General features: G+C 73.3%; 14 protein-coding genes. 10 read left to right on the plus strand and 4 right to left on the minus strand.

Going from position 1 to position 17,210, the window contains the following annotated elements; translation table 11 throughout:
* Window positions 1–19 precede the first annotated feature (19 nt).
* Window positions 20–427: a DUF3151 domain-containing protein gene (locus RT054_RS07470; protein WP_312718689.1), complete on the plus strand. Its 408-nt coding sequence runs from the start codon at window positions 20–22 to the stop codon at window positions 425–427.
* Between the two features lie 145 nt (window positions 428–572).
* Here the strand turns inward: RT054_RS07470 and RT054_RS07475 are convergent, their stop codons facing one another.
* Entirely contained in the window at window positions 573–1,139 is a 567-nt protein-coding gene (locus RT054_RS07475) for a hypothetical protein (RefSeq protein WP_313022854.1), read from the minus strand.
* A gap of 296 nt (window positions 1,140–1,435) precedes the next feature.
* On the opposite strand from RT054_RS07475, the gene RT054_RS07480 reads away from it, so the two are divergent.
* On the plus strand, window positions 1,436–2,725 hold the full coding sequence (locus RT054_RS07480; protein WP_312718685.1) for an adenylosuccinate synthase: 1,290 nt from the start codon (window positions 1,436–1,438) through the stop codon (window positions 2,723–2,725).
* A gap of 34 nt (window positions 2,726–2,759) precedes the next feature.
* On the plus strand, window positions 2,760–4,616 hold the full coding sequence (locus tag RT054_RS07485) for a lysine--tRNA ligase (RefSeq protein WP_313022857.1): 1,857 nt from the start codon (window positions 2,760–2,762) through the stop codon (window positions 4,614–4,616).
* 26 nt (window positions 4,617–4,642) lie between these two features.
* Here the strand turns inward: RT054_RS07485 and RT054_RS07490 are convergent, their stop codons facing one another.
* Together RT054_RS07490 and RT054_RS07495 are read right to left on the minus strand one after the other, a co-directional pair.
* Complete coding sequence (locus RT054_RS07490) at window positions 4,643–6,931, minus strand: AAA family ATPase (RefSeq protein WP_313022859.1); 2,289 nt, start codon at window positions 6,929–6,931, stop codon at window positions 4,643–4,645.
* Between the two features lie 435 nt (window positions 6,932–7,366).
* Window positions 7,367–8,599, minus strand: coding sequence for a helix-turn-helix transcriptional regulator (locus RT054_RS07495; protein WP_313022862.1), 1,233 nt, complete (start codon window positions 8,597–8,599; stop codon window positions 7,367–7,369).
* A 732-nt stretch (window positions 8,600–9,331) separates the two neighbouring features.
* Between RT054_RS07495 and purD the strand changes: the two genes are divergently transcribed.
* The 3 genes from purD to RT054_RS07510 all read left to right on the plus strand — a co-directional run bounded on the left by purD (window position 9,332) and on the right by RT054_RS07510 (window position 12,151).
* Window positions 9,332–10,633, plus strand: coding sequence for a phosphoribosylamine--glycine ligase (gene purD, locus RT054_RS07500; protein WP_312718679.1), 1,302 nt, complete (start codon window positions 9,332–9,334; stop codon window positions 10,631–10,633).
* Complete coding sequence (locus RT054_RS07505; protein ID WP_313022865.1) at window positions 10,630–11,538, plus strand: phosphoribosylaminoimidazolesuccinocarboxamide synthase; 909 nt, start codon at window positions 10,630–10,632, stop codon at window positions 11,536–11,538. Before purD ends, RT054_RS07505 begins: the two co-directional genes overlap by 4 nt.
* A 166-nt stretch (window positions 11,539–11,704) precedes the next feature.
* Window positions 11,705–12,151 carry a phosphoribosylformylglycinamidine synthase subunit PurS gene (locus RT054_RS07510; protein WP_313022867.1) on the plus strand — a complete coding sequence of 149 codons (447 nt, stop codon included), beginning with the start codon at window positions 11,705–11,707 and terminating at the stop codon, window positions 12,149–12,151.
* 135 nt (window positions 12,152–12,286) lie between these two features.
* Here the strand turns inward: RT054_RS07510 and RT054_RS07515 are convergent, their stop codons facing one another.
* The gene (locus RT054_RS07515) at window positions 12,287–13,102 is read right to left on the minus strand and encodes a fused MFS/spermidine synthase (protein ID WP_313022870.1); all 816 of its coding nucleotides are present in this window, start codon (window positions 13,100–13,102) and stop codon (window positions 12,287–12,289) included.
* Between the two features lie 173 nt (window positions 13,103–13,275).
* Between RT054_RS07515 and RT054_RS07520 the strand changes: the two genes are divergently transcribed.
* From RT054_RS07520 to purM, 4 genes are all read left to right on the plus strand, one after another.
* The gene (locus RT054_RS07520) at window positions 13,276–13,650 is read left to right on the plus strand and encodes a sterol carrier family protein (protein WP_396837239.1); all 375 of its coding nucleotides are present in this window, start codon (window positions 13,276–13,278) and stop codon (window positions 13,648–13,650) included.
* Between the two features lie 42 nt (window positions 13,651–13,692).
* Window positions 13,693–14,193: a hypothetical protein gene (locus RT054_RS07525; RefSeq protein ID WP_312718670.1), complete on the plus strand. Its 501-nt coding sequence runs from the start codon at window positions 13,693–13,695 to the stop codon at window positions 14,191–14,193.
* A 106-nt stretch (window positions 14,194–14,299) separates the two neighbouring features.
* Complete coding sequence (gene purF / locus RT054_RS07530; RefSeq protein WP_313022875.1) at window positions 14,300–15,934, plus strand: amidophosphoribosyltransferase; 1,635 nt, start codon at window positions 14,300–14,302, stop codon at window positions 15,932–15,934.
* The gene (purM, locus tag RT054_RS07535) at window positions 15,931–17,043 is read left to right on the plus strand and encodes a phosphoribosylformylglycinamidine cyclo-ligase (RefSeq protein ID WP_313022876.1); all 1,113 of its coding nucleotides are present in this window, start codon (window positions 15,931–15,933) and stop codon (window positions 17,041–17,043) included. The genes purF and purM overlap by 4 nt, the downstream gene beginning before the upstream one ends.
* The last annotated feature ends 167 nt before the right edge of the window (window positions 17,044–17,210 follow it).

Genomic DNA, 17,210 nt, shown 5'->3' on the forward strand with positions numbered 1-17,210 from the left:
GACGAGGAGAGGGAGAAGAATGAGTCACCAGAACCTGCTCGAGCCGCCGGAGACCCTGCTCGAGGTCGATCCGGCCGCGGCCGAGCTGCTCTCGGGCGCGGACCCGGCGATCACGGCGGGACGGTTCCCGCAGTCCGCGCTCGCGTGGGCGACCCTCGCCGAGGCGGCCCTCGCGGCGGGCTTCACCGTCGAGGCCTACGCCTATGCCCGCACGGGGTACCACCGCAGCCTCGACCAGCTTCGCCGCGCGGGGTGGAAGGGGGCGGGGCCGGTGCCGTTTCGGCACGAGCCCAACCGCGGATTCCTCCGCAGCGTCGCCGCACTCTCCCGCGCCGCCGGAGCCATCGGTGAGGAGGACGAACGTGCCCGCTGCGCGCAGTTCCTCCGTGATTCGAGCCCGGAGGCCGCCGACGCGCTCGGTCTCTGACGGCCCCCGCTCCCCGAGGCCCCGGGGAGGGGCTCGGGGGCCCTGGTCGACGGCGCAGACGACGACGCAGCCGGGTGGTCGCCATCGCGACCACCCGGCTGCTTCTCTGCTTGTGTTCCCACCGGCGTTCGCGCCGGGGGTGAGATCAGTCCACCTTGATGCCGATGATGCCGCCCGTGCGCCCGGCCTTGACGGCGGCGCGGTCGAAGGTGAACGTGACCCGCTTGCCGTCCTCGTTCGCGTAGCTGCACATGTCTCCGTCGCAGGCCACGCGCAGGAGCTCGGTCGCGAGCGTCGACGAGGTCGCCGCCCGGGCCTTCGGCGAGACGTACTTCGCGAGGGTCGCGCGATCACCGGCGGCCCACGCCTCGATCGCCGCGTCGCCGTAGTCCTCGATGCTGCGCTGCTTGACCGTGCCGGCCTTCTTCGCCGGGGTCGAGGCCGAGCGCGTGGGGGTGGCGGTCGGGGTGGCGCTGTGGGTGAGCACGGTGGTCTCGGGCTCGCTGGTCCTCGACACGTCCGGGGACGTGGTGACCTCGTCCGACGTCGACGTCGTCGCCTCGGGGGACGGCGGGGTGGTGGTGGCGGCCGTCACCGTCGGCGACGTCGCCGTGGCGCTGGAGGTTCCCGCCTGCGCGTTCCCGCAGCCCGCGAGGGCGACGCAGGCCAGGAAGGCGGTGGCGGTGGCGGGCAGGGCGAGGCGAGCGGTCATCGGTGCTCCTCCGGGTGTGAGGGGTCGGGCACGGTGGATCGGCGCTGGCGCCAGGTCCTCCCGTCTCCGATCGACCGGATCCCGACGCACTTGAACGAAATCGACGCGAAGCCCATGATGCCCGGCGAACGGCGTCGTCGCCCGGAGCCACCCCGCGTCGCGTCCTCGCCTCGAAGGGCCGTCGCCGTGAGGCGGTAGGCTCGGCGAGGCGTCCGGCGGAGGATCGGGTGCCGCGCGGGCGCCTCGGGCGACCGCGCACGAAAGAACACCGTGAGATCCGGAAGAGGGTGGCGACGATGCCGGCGATCGTGCTGGTCGGAGCCCAGTGGGGTGACGAGGGCAAGGGCAAGGCGACCGACCTCCTCGGCGACCGTATCGACTACGTCGTGAAGTTCAACGGCGGGAACAACGCCGGGCACACCGTGGTCGTGGGTCAGGAGAAGTACGCGCTGCACCTCCTGCCGAGCGGCATCCTCACCCCGGGGGTCACGCCGATCATCGGCAACGGGGTCGTCATCGACCTCTCGGTGCTGTTCCAGGAGCTCGACGACCTCACCGCTCGCGGTGTCGACTGCACGCTGTTGCAGGTGAGCGCCAACGCGCACGTCATCCCGAGCTACAACACCGTGCTCGACCGGGTCAACGAGCGCTTCCTCGGCAACCGCAAGATCGGCACCACGGGTCGCGGCATCGGGCCCACCTACGCCGACAAGATGAGCCGCGTCGGCATCCGCGTCCAGGACCTCTACGACGAATCCATCCTGCGCCAGAAGGTCGAGGCCGCGCTCGAGTTCAAGAACCAGGTGCTCGCCAAGATCTACAACCGTCGCGCGATCGACGTCGACGAGGTCGTGAGCGAGCTGCTCTCCTACGCCGACCGTCTCGCGCCGATGGTCACCGACACCTCCCTCGAGATCAGCCGCGCCCTCGACGAGGGCAAGACGGTGCTGTGCGAGGCCGGCCAGGCCACTCTGCTCGACGTCGACCACGGCACCTACCCCTACGTCACGAGCTCCAACGCCACCTCCGGGGGGGCCTGCACGGGCGCGGGCCTGCCGCCCACGCGGGTCGACCGGGTCATCGCCGTGCTCAAGGCGTTCACGACGCGGGTCGGCGAGGGGCCGTTCCCCACCGAACTGCACGACGAGGTCGGCGACCGCCTCCGCGTCATCGGCGGCGAGTTCGGCACGACGACGGGGCGTCCGCGCCGCATCGGGTGGCTCGACGTCGTCATCGGGCGGTACGCCCAGCGCATCAACGGCGTCACCGACTTCGTCGTCACCAAGCTCGACAACCTCGACACGTTCGACGAGATCCCCGTGTGCGTCGCCTACGACATCAACGGCGTCCGCCACGACGAGATGCCGGTGAGCCAGAGCGACTTCCACCACGCCACCCCGATCTACGAGGTGCTGCCGGGCTGGAAGACCGACATCTCCGGGTGCCGCACGTTCGAGGAACTGCCCGAGAACGCCCGCGCCTACATCGAGTTCGTCGAGCAGCGCATCGGGGCCCGCATCTCGGCCATCGGCGTCGGCCCCGGCCGCGACGAGATCATCCAGCGCCACAGCCTCCTGTCCGACTGAGCGACCGCACGCCCGAACCCCCCTGAGGACCTCGATGAACGACACCACCGGACCGGCCGACCCCACCCCGCCCGAGGCGCGGCGATCTCGCCGGGGGCGTGGGAAGGGCGCGTCGCAGCCCGAGGTGGACTGGGTCGCGCGCATGGCCGACGAGGTCGTCGCCACGGCCCACGGTCGCGACCCGCAGCGCACGATCGTGTGCGCGTCCGGGCTGTCTCCGTCGGGCCCGATCCACCTCGGCAACCTCCGCGAGGTCATGACCCCGCACCTCGTCGCCGACGAGATCGCCCGCCGCGGCATCCCGGTCGAGCACGTCATCAGTTGGGACGACTACGACCGGTTCCGCAAGGTGCCGTTCGGGGTCGAGGGTGTCGACGAGTCGTGGAGCGCCCACATCGGCAAGCCGCTCACGAGCGTCCCGGCGCCCCGCGGCTCCGCCCACCCCAACTGGGCCGAGCACTTCAAGGCCGCGATGGCGGAGTCCCTCGCACGCATGGGGGTGGAGTACCGCGGCATCAGCCAGACCGAGCAGTACACCTCCGGCGCCTACCGCGATCAGGTGCTCCACGCCATGCGCTCGCGTCACGAGATCGACGCGGTGCTCGGGCAGTACCGCACGAAGAGCGCCGAGCCGGGTGCGCCCGGTGCCGTCGTCGATGCGGCGGTGGCGGAGGCGGCGGCCGAGGGGGCCGAGGGCTCCGACGACACCGAGGCCATGCAGGCCGCCGCCGAGGGGAGCGGCGCGGCGAGCGAGGAGGACGGCGGCGGCGCCTCCGGGTACTTCCCGTTCAAGCCGTACAGCAAGGCCTTCGGTACGGACGCCACCCGGGTCCTCGCCTACGACGACGACACGACCGAACTCACCTACGTGGCCGTGGGCCCCGACGGTGAGGAGGTCACCGAGTCGATGCACCTCGACCGCGACTTCCACGGCAAGCTCGTGTGGAAGGTCGACTGGCCCATGCGGTGGGCCTACGAGGGCGTCGACTTCGAGCCCTCGGGCGTGGACCACAGTTCTCCGGGATCGTCCTTCCAGGTCGGGGGCCAGATCGTCGGGCCGATCTTCGGTGGCCACCAGCCCATCGGCCCGATGTACGCCTTCGTCGGCATCGCCGGCATGGCCAAGATGAGCTCCTCCCGCGGTGGCGTGCCCACCCCGGCCGACGCGATGCGGATCATGGAGCCCGCCGTGCTCCGGTGGCTCTACACGCGTCGACGTCCCAACCAGTCGTTCTCCGTCGCGTTCGACGCCGACATCCAGCGGCTCTACGACGAGTGGGACGCCCTCGGCCGCAAGGTCACGACGCCGGCCGCCCAGCCGGGCGACCTCGCGATGCACGCTCGCGCCGTCGGCACGGCCGCGGGTGAGCTGCCCTCGACACCGGTCCCGGTGCCGTATCGCGCGCTCGCCTCGGTCGTCGACATCACCGGCGGCGACCCCGAGCAGACGCTGCGGATCGTCCAGGGCATGGTGGGTGACGACGTCGAGCTCACGAGCCTGGACCAGCTGCGTCCCCGCCTCGACTGTGCGCAGACGTGGGTTCTCACGCAGATGCCGCAGGAGGATCGCACACAGGTGCGCACCGAGCCGGACACCGAGCTGCTCGCCTCCTTGGAGCCGGCGCAGCGCGAGGCGGTGGAACTGCTCGCGGCACGACTCACCGACGACTGGTCCCTCGGCGGACTCACGTCCCTCGTCTACGGCATCCCCAAGATCCAGGGCGGGCTCGACGTGGCCGAGAAGAAGCTGCCCCCGGAGGTCAAGACCGCCCAGCGGGAGCTGTTCGCGCTGCTCTACCGGCTGCTCGTCGGCTCCGACACGGGCCCTCGCATCCCCACGCTGCTGCTCTCCCTCGGTCCCGACCGCGTCCGCGCCCTCCTCACCCCCTGACCGTCCCGCCGTGGGCCGAGGCCGGGTCAGGTGGGGCGGAGGACGTGCATGCGGTGAGCGGCGCGGGTGAGGACGACGTAGAGCACGCGCACACCGCCGGGTGACTCGGCGACGATGGCGTCGGGATCGACGACGAGGGTCGCGTCGTACTCGAGGCCCTTGCTCGACAGCGGGTCGACGAGCACGAGGCGGTCGCCCAGCCCCGGGGCGATGGCCTCGGCGTCGGCGACGAGCTGCGCCATCGGCTCGGCCCAACGGGCGGGCGCGATGATCGCGACGCTGCCCTCGACCTCCTCGGCGAGGTCGGCGACATGCGCCCGGACGGTGGCGGCGAGCTCCGCCCCCGGGACGGTGACGTCGACGGGCTCGACGCCGGTCTCCCGCACGGCCCGGGGGATGTCGGCGTCGGGAACGTGCTCGGAGATCACCCGCTCGGCGTAGGCGAACACCTCACGGGCATTGCGGTAGTTCGTGTCCATGTGGAACTCGCGCCGGGGCGCGGTGCCGAAGGCCTCGTCGCGGGCGGTCGCAGCCTCGGCGAGGTCCTCCCAGGAGGCCTGCGCGAGGTCGCCGACGACGGTCCAGCTCGCCCACCGACCCCGCCGGGCGAGCATGCGCCACTGCATCGGCGAGACGTCCTGCGCCTCGTCGACGAGCACGTGGGCGTACTCGCTCGGCCGGTCCACGTGGCCGCGGAGCAACAGGTCGCGGGCGTCACCGTGCGTGACGCGCCGCGTCGGCGTGAGCGCGGTGTGCGCGGGCACGTCGCGTTCGGGGACGCCGATCCGCAGCGAACGCTGGGCCTCGAGCTCGTCGAGTTCCTCGATCTCGAAGAACCCACGCTCGACGGGGGCCTGCTTGACCTCGCCGAGCCGGGCGTCGAGGTCGTCGACGAGTGCCACGTCGGCGACCGACCACGTGCCGGTGTCGAGCGCCGCCCGCATCGATCCGGCGAGGACGTCGGCCTCGTCCTGGGAGAACACCCCACGGGCGTAACGGCGGGCGCGGCGGGCATCGGCGAGCCAGAGGAGCACCTCACGCGGGTCCACCGGTCGCCACCACGCGTGCACGAACGCCTCGACGTCGCGGTGGTCGACGAACGTCGCGATGAACTCCTCGCGGTCGGCGTCCCGATCCTCGGGGCGCCTGACCTGCGACCACGCGTCGGCGGCGAGCGCGAGGGTCATCGCCTCCTGAGAGGCGTTGCGGTGGTGGCGCCGCAGCACCTGGGCCCGCACGCGGTCCAGTCGGCGGCTTTCGAGGCGCACGGGACGCCCGGACACCATCGCCCGCAGCGCGTCGGGTGCCCCCGGGATCGTGTCGCGCGAGGCCCGCGCGAGCACCCGCCGGATGCGGAGGGAGCCCTTGAGCGCCGCGGCGGCCGGGGTGTCGAGACGCTGCGCCGTGCAGGCTTCGACGACGTCGCCGAGGGCGCGCAGCGAGACGGAGTCCTCGCCGAGGGAGGGCAGGACCCGTTCGATGTAGGCGGTGTACGCCGCGGACGGGCCGGCGACGAGCACACCGCCGCCCTCGAACCGCCGACGGTCGCTGTAGAGCAGGTAGGCGGCGCGGTGGAGGGCGACGACGGTCTTGCCGGTGCCGGGGCCCCCCGTGATCTGGGTGACGCCCCGGGCGGGGGCGCGGATCGCCTCGTCCTGATGCGCCTGGATGGTCGCGACGATGTCGCGCATGTGCGCGCTTCGGCTGCGGCCGAGCGCCGCCATGAGGGCGCCCTCGCCGAGGACGACGAGGTCGTCGGGGGCGTCGGCGACCATGAGGTCGTCCTCGGCCCCGATGACCCGGTCTCCCCGCGAACGCAGCACGCGACGGCGCAGGACGTTCTGGGGGTCCACGGGCGTCGCCCGGTAGAACGGCGAGGCGGCCGGGGCGCGCCAGTCGATGACGAGGGGTTCGTACTCGTCGTCGCGCACGCCGAGACGGCCGACGTACCGCACCTCGCGGCCGTGGGCGTCCTCCATGTCGAGCCGTCCGAACACGAGCCCCTCGTGCTGACGTTCGAGGTCGTGGCGGCGCAGGCCGGCGCGGAAGACGAGGGCGTCACGGGCGAACAGCCCGGACATCTCCTCGTCGCGGATGTCGCCGGTGCGGTCGGTGCGCCCCCGCGACATGCCCTCGGCCTCGACGAGCGCGGCGCGCTCGCCGGCCTTGCGCAGTTCGGCGAGGACACGGTCGACGTGCGCCTGCTCGACCGCGAGTTCGCGCGCGAGGACGTCGGCCGCCTGCTCGTCCCCCCGATCCCTGCCCTCGCCCGTGTCGGTGCCGGTCACGACGCCTTCGCTCACTGATCCGCCCATTCGCTCGCCGGTGCGTCCGCGTCACCACCGGCGACGCGAGCACTCCACTTTAGTGGGCGCCGGCCGGCGGCTCTCCGCCCCCACGCGATGTCACCCGGTGTCAGACCCCCGGCTCGGTGAGGACGAGCCCCGACCCGTCCGTCGTACATCGATGGGTCGCCGGCCCCGGAGTCGCGGCTCCGTTCGGCGAGGATGCTGGTCACGGAGCCGGTGAGCCGGCGGCGCGAGCGCACGCTCCCATCGCTGTACGACGTGGGGACGCCCGGGGGAGGTTCGGGACGGAGGCGGACGGGGTGATCGGATCCACGTCCGGGAGGCGAGGGGCGTCTGCGCGGAAGGCGTGCGGGGCCAGGTGGGTTCGTGGCGGTGCCGGCCGCGGCGTCGTCGCGGTCGCCGGGCGGCTCGTGTCGTCCCGCCGTGCGACGTGGAGGGTCGTCAGATCCACCCGCGCCTGGTGGCGAGGACACCCGCTTGGAAGCGTGTGGAGGCGCCGAGACGGGTCATGAGGACGCGCACACGGCGCTCGATCGTGCGCTGGGAGAGGCCGGTCTGGGCGGCCATCGTCGCGTCGGTCGCGCCCGCGGCGAGCATCGAGAGGATGAACGCGCTGTCGCGGTCGACCTCTCCGATCGCGTCCCACGCCATCGGGCTCGCCAGCTGCCACCACGTCTCGCACAGCCGCCGCAGGGCGAGGACGAGGCGGCGGTCGTGGACGAGCATGGACCCGGCGCCGGAGGTGTCGAACGAGGTGAGGTCCACGACGGCGCTGTGGTCGTCGGCCCCGACGATCGAGAACGGCAGGTCGGCGAGGAACCGGTTCTCCTCCCCGGCCTCGGCCCGCGCACGGAGGACCTCGCCCGCGCGGGGATGGCGCAGCATCTGCCCGTCGAGGGTCGTGCGGCGTCGCAGCGGGGTGCCGGCCCTCGTGAGGAGGCGTTGGCGGTGCCGGTCGAGGTCGGTGCCGAACAGGTGCGCGGCGCGCGGGGAGTCGTCGAGCGCGGCCCAGATCTCCTGCGTCGCCGCGCCCGTCACGCCCTGGACGGCGGCCGCGAGTTCGTCCGTGTTGCGCAGCACGGTGAGCCCGGGAGACTGCTCCGCCGCGGCGAGGCGGATGCGGTGGTACTCGTTCGTGAGGTCCTCGGCGGCGTCCCGGAGGTAGAGCGCCCTGGCCTCGTAGCTCGAGGCGAGCGAGGACAACGCGAGCTCCGGGGGGATGGCCTCCCAGGCGTCGTGGCCGGTCGGGCGGAGCAGCCCGTTCTGGGTCAGGTGATCGACCGCGGGATCGATCGCGTCGGCGGGGATGCCGGCGGCGACGATCTGGGAGCGCGTCATCCCCGGGGTGCGGACCCCGAGCGTGTAGATGCGCGTCGAGATGCGGTCCATGCCGGCGTCGAGCGGCAGGGGCAGGGAGCTGTCGTGACCCGCCGCGACGGGGGTGGCCCAGGCGTTGACGGGACGGCCGGGCGTCCAGCCTCCGTTGCCGAGGGTTCCGGAGGCCGAAGACGCCCCCGTGCGGTGCCGAAGGGGGTCGACCGACTCACCCGACCCGGCGGACGCCTCGGGGGCGTCGGAGCCCGTCGCGCCCCGAGGCCCGGACGAACCCGCCGCCGTCGACCCGACGACGCTCCTGCCTCCCGCGACGCCCTTCGCCGTGGGTGTCCGCGACACGGAGGCACCCAGCGGCGTCCGTGCGCGAGGTCGACGCGTGGTCTCTCCCGGGGAGCCGGCGTCGAGGAGTGCGTTCCGGCCGGGGCCCGCAGCGGAGAGCGCAGTGGACACGGTGCCCGGGTCCGTCTCGGTGCCTGCGGTGGTGTCGGTGTCCGTGCCTCGGCCGGGGCCCGTACGGGTCTCCGTCTCGGTCTCCGGGTCGGCGCGGCCCCCGGTTCCCCGCTCGCCCCGATCCTCGTCCTCCGCCGAACCCCCACCAGGTCCGTCCCCGCGGCCGCCGCGCCCGGCTGGGCCGCCTCGCCCGTTCCGCCTGCGGCGACCACCCCGATCGACCGTGCCGCCGCGATCGACCCGGCCGCCGCGTCCTCGACCCGGTCGTGGCGGGTCCTGCTCGCTCGGGGCCGAGGGTTCGCGAGATGTGTCACCCGGACCCTCTGGGCTGCGGTGCCGTGGCTCGTCCGTCGATGTGGCGGCCGCGCTCGGCTCGGCGTCCTGGGTCATCACCCGTCCCCTCGGAATGGCTGTCCTCGATCGGCCGACACGGTCGACGGTGGGCCCGTCACGGACCTTCGTGGCGGGGATCTCGTGAGCGCACCCTAGCTCCGGGCGACCCGCCGCGGGGGGAGGATCGCGCGCCGTCTTCGCCGTGGCAGGCCGGGACGGGGCGGGGACCGGGAGGGGGTGTCCACGAGGGGGGTGGGGACCGTCGGTCGTTGCGCCTAGGCTGGGCGCGTGAAGGTCCTCGTCATCGGTAGTGGTGCCCGTGAACACGCCCTTGCTCTCGCGCTCGCGCGTGACCCGCAGGTGAAGGAGGTGTTCGCCGCCCCCGGCAACCCGGGGATCGCGCAGGTCGCCACGTGTCTCGACGTGGCCGGCTCCGGGTCCGACCCCGAGGCGGTCGCGGCCCTCGCCGTCCGGACGCAGGTCGACCTCGTGGTCGTCGGCCCCGAGGCCCCGCTGGTCGCCGGCGTGACGGACGCGGTCGTCGCTCGGGGCATCCCCTGCTTCGGGCCCACGGCCCGCGCGGCGCGGTTGGAGAGCAGCAAGGCGTTCGCGAAGGAGGTCATGGAGGCCGCCGGGGTCCCCACCGCACGGTCGGCCGTGTGCACCACGGTCGACGCCGTCATGGAGGCCCTCGACCACTTCGGTGCGCCGTACGTCGTCAAGGACGACGGGCTCGCGGCCGGCAAGGGCGTCGTCGTCACGGAGGAACGCACCAAGGCGTTCGCGCACGCCGTCCAGTGCCTCGAGCGCGAGAAGGCGCCGGGGGAGGACGAGACGCGCGTCGTCATCGAGGAGTTCCTCGACGGCCCCGAGATCTCCCTGTTCTGCCTCACCGACGGCGAGACCGTCGTGCCTCTCGCCCCGGCCCAGGACTTCAAGCGCCTCGGCGACGGTGGCCGCGGCCCCAACACGGGCGGCATGGGCGCCTACACGCCGTTGGACTGGGCGCCGGCCACCCTCACCGAGGACGTCGTCACCCGCGTCGCCGAGCCGACGATCGCCGAGATGCGCCGTCGCGGCACACCGTTCGCCGGCGTGCTGTACGTCGGTCTGGCGCTGACGAGCCAGGGGCTGCGGGTCGTCGAGTTCAACGCCCGTTTCGGAGACCCCGAGACCCAGGTGGTGCTCGCGCGGCTGCGCACCAGCTTGGGCGGGGTGCTCCTGGCCGCCGCTCGCGGTGAGCTCGCGGATCTCCCCCCGCTCGAGTGGTCCGACGACGCCGCGGTCACCGTCGTCGTCGCCGCCCGCGGCTACCCCGAGGCGCCCCGCAAGGGGGACCCGATCGTCATCGGCGACGTCGGCGAGGCGCAGATCCTGCACGCCGGCACGCGAGAAGGTTCCGACAGTCTCGTCACCGCGGGTGGACGGGTGCTCTCGGTCGTCGCGACGGGCCCCGACCTCGCGGCCGCCCGCAAGATCGCCTACGCCGCGGTCGACGCCGTCGAGATCCCCGGGAGCCGTCACCGCACCGACATCGCGCTCGCCGCCGCCCAGAACCGCATCGCCCTCCCGGGTCAGGAGCAGGAATGACGCAGGACACCGCCCCGGGTGGGGCACTCGACCTCCCCGGCTACGCCCGGGTCTACTCGGGCAAGGTGCGTGAGCTCTACGCCCCCCTCGACGCGGACGGAACTCCGTCGCAGGAGTTGTTGCTGCTGGTCGCGAGCGACCGCATCTCCGCCTACGACCACGTCCTCGACTCGGTCATCCCCGACAAGGGTCGCATCCTCACCCAGCTGTCGTTGTGGTGGTTCGAGCAGTTCGCCTCCCTCGTGCCCAACCACGTCGTCTCCGTCGACGTGCCGCCTCAGGTCGAGGGGCGCGCCATCCTCGTGCGGCGGCTGCAGATGCTGCCCGTGGAGTGCATCGGCCGCGCCTACCTCACCGGCAGCGGCCTCGCCGAGTACCGCGAGAGTGGCTCGGTGTGCGGGGTGAACCTGCCCGAGGGACTCACCGAGGCCTCGCCGCTGCCCGAGCCGATCTTCACCCCCACCACCAAGGCGCCGGTGGGGGAGCACGACCAACCCATGACGTTCGCGCAGGTCGAGGCCGAGGTCGGTCCGGAGCTCGCCGGCGCGGCTCGGGACATGACGACGCGAATCCTCACCCGTGGCAACGAGATCGCCGCCGAACGCGGCATCCTCATCGCCGACACCAAGGTCGAGTTCGGCGTCCGGGACTCACGGCTCGTCCTCGCCGACGAAGTCCTCACCCCCGACTCCTCGCGCTTCTGGCGTGCGGCGGAGCACGAGGTCGGCCGCCCCCAGACGTCCTACGACAAGCAGTACGTGCGCGACTGGCTCACCTCGCCCGAATCGGGATGGGACCGTCACTCCGGTGACGCCCCGCCCGCTCTGCCGCAGGACGTCGTCCGCGCCACCCGCGACACCTACGTCGCGGCCTACGAGTCGATCACGGGCCGCGCATTCGACTGAGCGCTCCGGCCGGGATCGAGGTCGGGGCGCGGTGCCGAGAGGTCGGGACGAGCCCGGGGCGTCGTGGCGGCCCGGGACCAACCGCACGGTGTCCGTCGCAACCCCCGGTGGGGGAGGGTGCGCGGCTAGGCTGGGAGGATCGTCCGCCGAGTGTGAGGGGTTCGTCGTGGGAAGTGTCGTCGTCGATGTCATGCCCAGGTCCACCGAGCAGGATCCGATGGGGCGTGCCGCGACGCACGAGGCCGCCTCGCAGGGGTTCCCGGGCATCCTCAACGTGCGTCAGGGCAAGCGTTTCGTCGTCACCGTGGACGGGGACGTGACGCAGGAGGTGCTCGCGCTCGTGCGGCAGTTCGCCGAGTCCTCGCTGCTCACCCCGGACGTCGACGAGATCGTCGCGATCCGCGCGGCCGGCGATGCGACGGCCCTCGACGACGACGTCGACACCGATTGGGACGACATGCCCGATCACTGGGGTGCCGGTGACTCGGTGCCCGCGGAGGCCGCGCAGCACACGCCGCGGGCGCTGCCCACTCATCGCGAGATCGACGAGGGGATGCTCGGGCACGTCGAGGCCGGGTCGTACTACGGCCGCGCCGACGACGTGAAGAGCTGACCCGCCGAGGCCGCCGGAACGACGCGCTCACCGCACCTCGCCGAGGGCGACCGGTCACGACGGTCCCGTGCGGGCGGTGTCGCGCGGTGGCGCGGCGTCGGGGCCCCCGATCCCGGGCCGCCTTGTCCCCGGTGATCAGCGCACCCGCCACCGGCCCGGGTCCGGTGCGGGAGGGGAGGGCCGGGCGTCGGCGGCGGTGAGCGGCCGTGCGCCGCGGGCCCATGGTCCGACGTCGCTGCGGATGCCCGTGGGGAACGGCAGGCGTCGCAGCCGACGGTCGAGTTCGACCGTGTCGATCCCGGTGGCCGACCCGACGAGCACGACGTTGCCGTGTCGCCGCCCCTTGAGCACGTCGTGGGTGGCGATGAGGGCCCGGTGCGGCAGGCCCGCCTCGGACAACCCGGCGGCGACCCGGGCGACGTAGCGCAACCCGGGCTCGTCGGTGATGTTCGCGAGGAAGACCCCGCCCGGCGACAACACCTGCGCCGCAGTCGTGAGGAACTCCAGCGTCGTCACGGCGGCGGGCACACGGCCGCCGACGAACGCATCGAGCACCACCGCGTCGGCGCTCGCCGGTCGCAAGGCGAGGATGCCCTCCTCGCCGGTCGTCGGCCGCACCCGGATGCGGTGCCCCCGCGGGAGTGGCGCCGCCCGTCGCACGGCCTCCGTGAGCGCGGCGTCGGGTTCGAGGACGATCTGCGGCGAGCCGGGGCGCACGTGCGCGAGGTAGCGCGCGAGGGTGAGGCCCGCGCCGCCCACGTGCGTGACGGCGACACGCTGCGGTGGCGGGGCGAGGAGCAGATCGAGGCACGCGGCGAGGTGCGCGATGTACTCGAAGGCGAGGAACTCCGGGTCGTCGGGCACGTGCGACTGCGGGTGGCCGCCCACGACGACGCTCACCCCGGACTCGTCCCGGACGAACTCGACAGCCTCGAGATCGTCCGGTTCCATCTGCCCCACGCTACCGGGCGCCGCGGCCGCGGCCACGCCCGACGGCTCACTCGGCGAGGGCTCACGACGGGGTGCTCAGCGCTCAGAAGACGCGGGATGCGGGAGCAGGTCGGCGCATGGGGCGCACGGTCACGACACGGGCGGCGGAGGGTGGACGCGAGAGGTGGGGGAGGATGACGCCCATGCCCCGCAGGATCCGCCCCGCCGACGGCGACGCCGCCCTCACGTCCTGGCGCGCCGACGCCGACGCCCCCCGCGCCGTGCGCGCGACCGCCGTGCGCTACTCCCTCGAAGAACTCGCCGACCGGGCACCGGGCCATTCCGTCGAGGTCCGCGTGCCGCCGTTCGGCGCAACCCAGTGCATCGAGGGGCCCAGGCATCGGCGCGGCACGCCGCCCGCGGTCGTCGAGACCGACGCGCAGACCTGGCTTCGACTGGTCGTCGGTGACCTGACCTGGGGCGAAGCCCTCACGACCGGTCAGGTGCGCGCGAGCGGTGAACGCGCCGCGCTCGACGGGCTGCTGCCACTGTGGGGCCCGGCGGCCTGACATGGGGACCGGTCGCCCCCGGCGCTGCACTACCGTGATCCCATGCCCAGCACCTCCTCCGCACCCGACGCGCGTCACGACGCGGGGGCGACGACCCCGGCCGACGGCACCTCTCCCGAGGCCGCCGGAACCACCGCGGACACCGGAACCGCCGAGACCACTCGGGCCCCCGAGGCCGACGGCACCGAGGAACACGAGGTCGGGCCGGCACCGGCCGGGGCACAGGTGACTCCGGCGACCGTCACGGACGAGGACGAGGGGCGCCCTGCGCCCGTCGCGCCCGCGCCGTCCCACCCCGCCCCGCGCCGCATCGTGCGGTCGGTGAACTGGGTCGCGTTCATCGGCACCGGGGTCGTCCTCGGGTTCATCCTCGGCGGGATCGCCCATGCGCTGGGGCCGGCCGCCCAGGTGGGGGGCATGAGCTACGGCTACCGCACGTCGCTGCTGTTCATCGCGATGTTCGGGGCGATGCTCGGTGGACTCCTCGGCGCCCTCATCGGGGTCGCGGCCGACTCCGCCCTCCAGCGGCGTTCGCGGCGGTGACGCCCGCGGCCGGTGGGTCTCGGGCCGTCGTCGGGGGCGCGCCCGCCGGCGGGGGCTGCCTCGGAGCCGGTCGGGGGGCCCGGCGCGGTGTGGAAGACTGAGCGACGTGCGACGCGGTGACGGACGGCTGAACCACGACATCCTCCCCGGCGAGGCGGGCCCGCAGGACGCGTGCGGCGTCTTCGGCGTCTGGGCCCCCGGCGAGGACGTCGCCAAACTGACGTACTACGGGCTCTACGCCCTGCAGCACCGCGGGCAGGAGTCCGCCGGCATCGCCGCGAGCGACGGCCACCGTGTGCTCGTCTACAAGGACATGGGACTGGTGAGCCAGGTCTTCGACGAGACGAGCCTGTCCCAGCTCACGGGGCACGTCGCCATCGGGCACACGCGCTATTCCACCACCGGCGGCAGCACGTGGGAGAACGCGCAACCGACGTTGGGCGGCGACGACGAAGACACGATCGCCCTCGTCCACAACGGCAACCTCGTCAACACCCCGGAGTTGCGCGACATGCTCGACGGCACCTCCGAGGCCTCCCGCCGCGGAGAGCTCAGCCGCGGCAACACGAGCGACACCGCCATCGTGTCGACCCTGCTGTCGGAGAACTCCGGCCAGAGCCTCGAACAGCGGGCCACGCAGGTGCTGCCCGCGGTGCGGGGCGCGTTCTGCTTCGTGTTCATGGACGAGCACACCCTGTACGCCGCCCGCGACCCCCAGGGCATCAGGCCGCTGGTCCTCGGCCGGCTCGAACGCGGGTGGGTCGTCGCCAGCGAGACCGCGGCCCTCGACATCGTCGGGGCGAGTTACGTCCGTGAGGTCGAGCCGGGTGAGCTCGTCGCGATCGACGAGGACGGGCTCCGGACGCGACGGTTCGCCGAGGCCCGTCCGCGCGGCTGCGTCTTCGAATACGTCTACCTCGCGCGTCCCGACACGACGATCAACGACCGTGGCGTCTACGAGTCGCGGGTCGAGATGGGGCGTGCCCTCGCCCGGGAGCACCCCGTCGAGGCGGACCTCGTCATGCCGACGCCCGACTCGGGCATCCCCTCCGCCATCGGGTACGCCGAGGCGTCCGGCATCCCCTACGGGCAGGGCCTCGTGAAGAACGCCTACGTCGGCCGCACGTTCATCGCGCCCAGCCAGACGATCCGCCAACTCGGCATCCGGCTCAAGCTCAACCCGCTGCGGGACGTCATCAAGGGCAAGCGGCTCGTCGTCGTCGACGACTCGATCGTCCGCGGCAACACCCAGCGGGCCCTCGTGCGGATGCTCCGTGAGGCGGGCGCGGCCGAGGTCCACGTGCGCATCTCCTCCCCGCCGGTCACGTGGCCGTGCTTCTTCGGCATCGACTTCGCCTCCCGTGCCGAGCTCATCGCCACGGGCCTCGGGGTCGAGGACATCCGTCGCAGCATCGGCGCCGACACCCTCGGCTACATCTCCGAGGACGGGATGATCGACGCCACGCGCCAGCCCCGCGAACGGCTCTGCACCGCGTGCTTCACCGGCGAGTACCCGATGGAGCTGCCCGGCGACGCCACCCTGGGCAAACACGTCGTCGAGCCGGGCATCACGCCGCTCTTCCCGGGCAACCCCGACGCCTCCGCCGTCACCGTGCCCGCCGAGGACCACCCTCGCAGCGGCACCGCCACCGTGCAGACCGCCGAGGACGTCCTCGCGACCCAGGGCGCCGCCGGTGCCCGCACCGAGGCGCGACCCATCGATCAGGAGCAGCAGGCATGAGCGAGCAGGCCCTCACCTACGCGTCCGCGGGCGTCGACGTCGAGGCCGGGGACCGCGCGGTCGAGCTCATGAAGGCGTCGGTCGCCCGCGCCCAGCGCCCCGAGGTCCTCGGCGGTCTCGGCGGCTTCGCGGGGATGTTCGACGCCTCGGCGCTGCGCGACATGCGGCGGCCCGTGCTCGCGACGAGCACCGACGGCGTCGGCACCAAGGTCGCGATCGCCCAGGCGATGGACGTCCACGACACCATCGGCTTCGACCTCGTCGGCATGGTCGTCGACGACATCGTCGTGTGCGGGGCCGAGCCCCTGTTCATGACCGACTACATCGCCTGCGGCAAGGTCGTGCCCGAACGGATCGCCGCGATCGTCTCGGGCATCGCGGCCGCGTGCGAGCAGGCCGGAGTCGCGCTCGTCGGCGGCGAGACGGCCGAGCATCCCGGGCTGCTCGGGGTCGACGAGTACGACTGTGCCGGTGCCGCGACGGGGGTCGTCGAGTACGACGACGTCCTCTCGCCGGAGCGCGTCGCACCCGGTGACGTCGTCCTCGCCCTCGCCTCGAGCGGCCTGCACTCCAACGGGTACTCCCTCGTGCGCGCGGTGTTCTCGCGCGCCGGGTGGGGGTACGAGCGTCACGTGGAGGAGTTCGGTCGCACCCTCGGCGAGGAGCTCCTCACGCCCACGCGCGTCTACGCGAAGGACCTCCTCGCGCTCATCCGCACGGAGGGCATCGACGTCCACGCGCTGAGCCACGTCACCGGAGGTGGGCTCGCGGCGAACCTCGCGCGGGTGCTGCCGGCCGGGGTGCGCGCCGAGGTCGACCGTGGGTCGTGGACGCGTCCGGCGGTCTTCGACGTCGTCGAGGCGGTCGGCAAGGTGCCCACGGCGGATCTCGAGCGCACGCTCAACCTCGGCGTGGGGTTCGTCGCCGTGCTGCCGGAGGAGCAGGCGCAGGCCGCGCTCGACCGGTGTGCGCAGCTCGATCTACCGGCGTGGGTCGCCGGTCGTGTCGTCGACGGGGACAGCCCCGCGCGGCCCGACGCCGAAGTCGTCCAGGGCGCGAAGGGCGTCGACGGGGGAGCGGTTCAGCTCGTCGGCGTCCACCGCACCTGAGTCCACCGCCACTGAGCCCCGCCACCGAGCCTTCCGCGATCAGACCCGGGTCCGGGCCACCTGCGGCCGCCGGACAGGGCCGTCCACGCCGTGCAGGGCGGAGACACACTCGTCGCCCGGCAGGCCCACATGGGCACCGCCGGGCGGCGTGACGGATCGCGACGACT

The organism is Mobilicoccus sp., from assembly GCF_032060985.1.
Taxonomy (GTDB): Bacteria; Actinomycetota; Actinomycetes; order Actinomycetales; family Dermatophilaceae; genus Mobilicoccus.

Excerpts from the sequence above, each read along its gene's own strand:
- RT054_RS07470 (WP_312718689.1), top strand. The coding sequence starts at position 20 with ATGAGTCACCAGAACCTGCTCGAGCCGCCGGAGACCCTGCTCGAGGTC.
- RT054_RS07475 (WP_313022854.1), bottom strand. The coding sequence starts at position 1,139 with ATGACCGCTCGCCTCGCCCTGCCCGCCACCGCCACCGCCTTCCTGGCC.
- RT054_RS07480 (WP_312718685.1), top strand. The coding sequence starts at position 1,436 with ATGCCGGCGATCGTGCTGGTCGGAGCCCAGTGGGGTGACGAGGGCAAG.
- RT054_RS07485 (WP_313022857.1), top strand. The coding sequence starts at position 2,760 with ATGAACGACACCACCGGACCGGCCGACCCCACCCCGCCCGAGGCGCGG.
- RT054_RS07490 (WP_313022859.1), bottom strand. The coding sequence starts at position 6,931 with ATGGGCGGATCAGTGAGCGAAGGCGTCGTGACCGGCACCGACACGGGC.
- RT054_RS07505 (WP_313022865.1), top strand. The coding sequence starts at position 10,630 with ATGACGCAGGACACCGCCCCGGGTGGGGCACTCGACCTCCCCGGCTAC.
- RT054_RS07515 (WP_313022870.1), bottom strand. The coding sequence starts at position 13,102 with ATGGAACCGGACGATCTCGAGGCTGTCGAGTTCGTCCGGGACGAGTCC.
- RT054_RS07520 (WP_396837239.1), top strand. The coding sequence starts at position 13,276 with ATGACGCCCATGCCCCGCAGGATCCGCCCCGCCGACGGCGACGCCGCC.
- RT054_RS07525 (WP_312718670.1), top strand. The coding sequence starts at position 13,693 with ATGCCCAGCACCTCCTCCGCACCCGACGCGCGTCACGACGCGGGGGCG.
- purM (WP_313022876.1), top strand. The coding sequence starts at position 15,931 with ATGAGCGAGCAGGCCCTCACCTACGCGTCCGCGGGCGTCGACGTCGAG.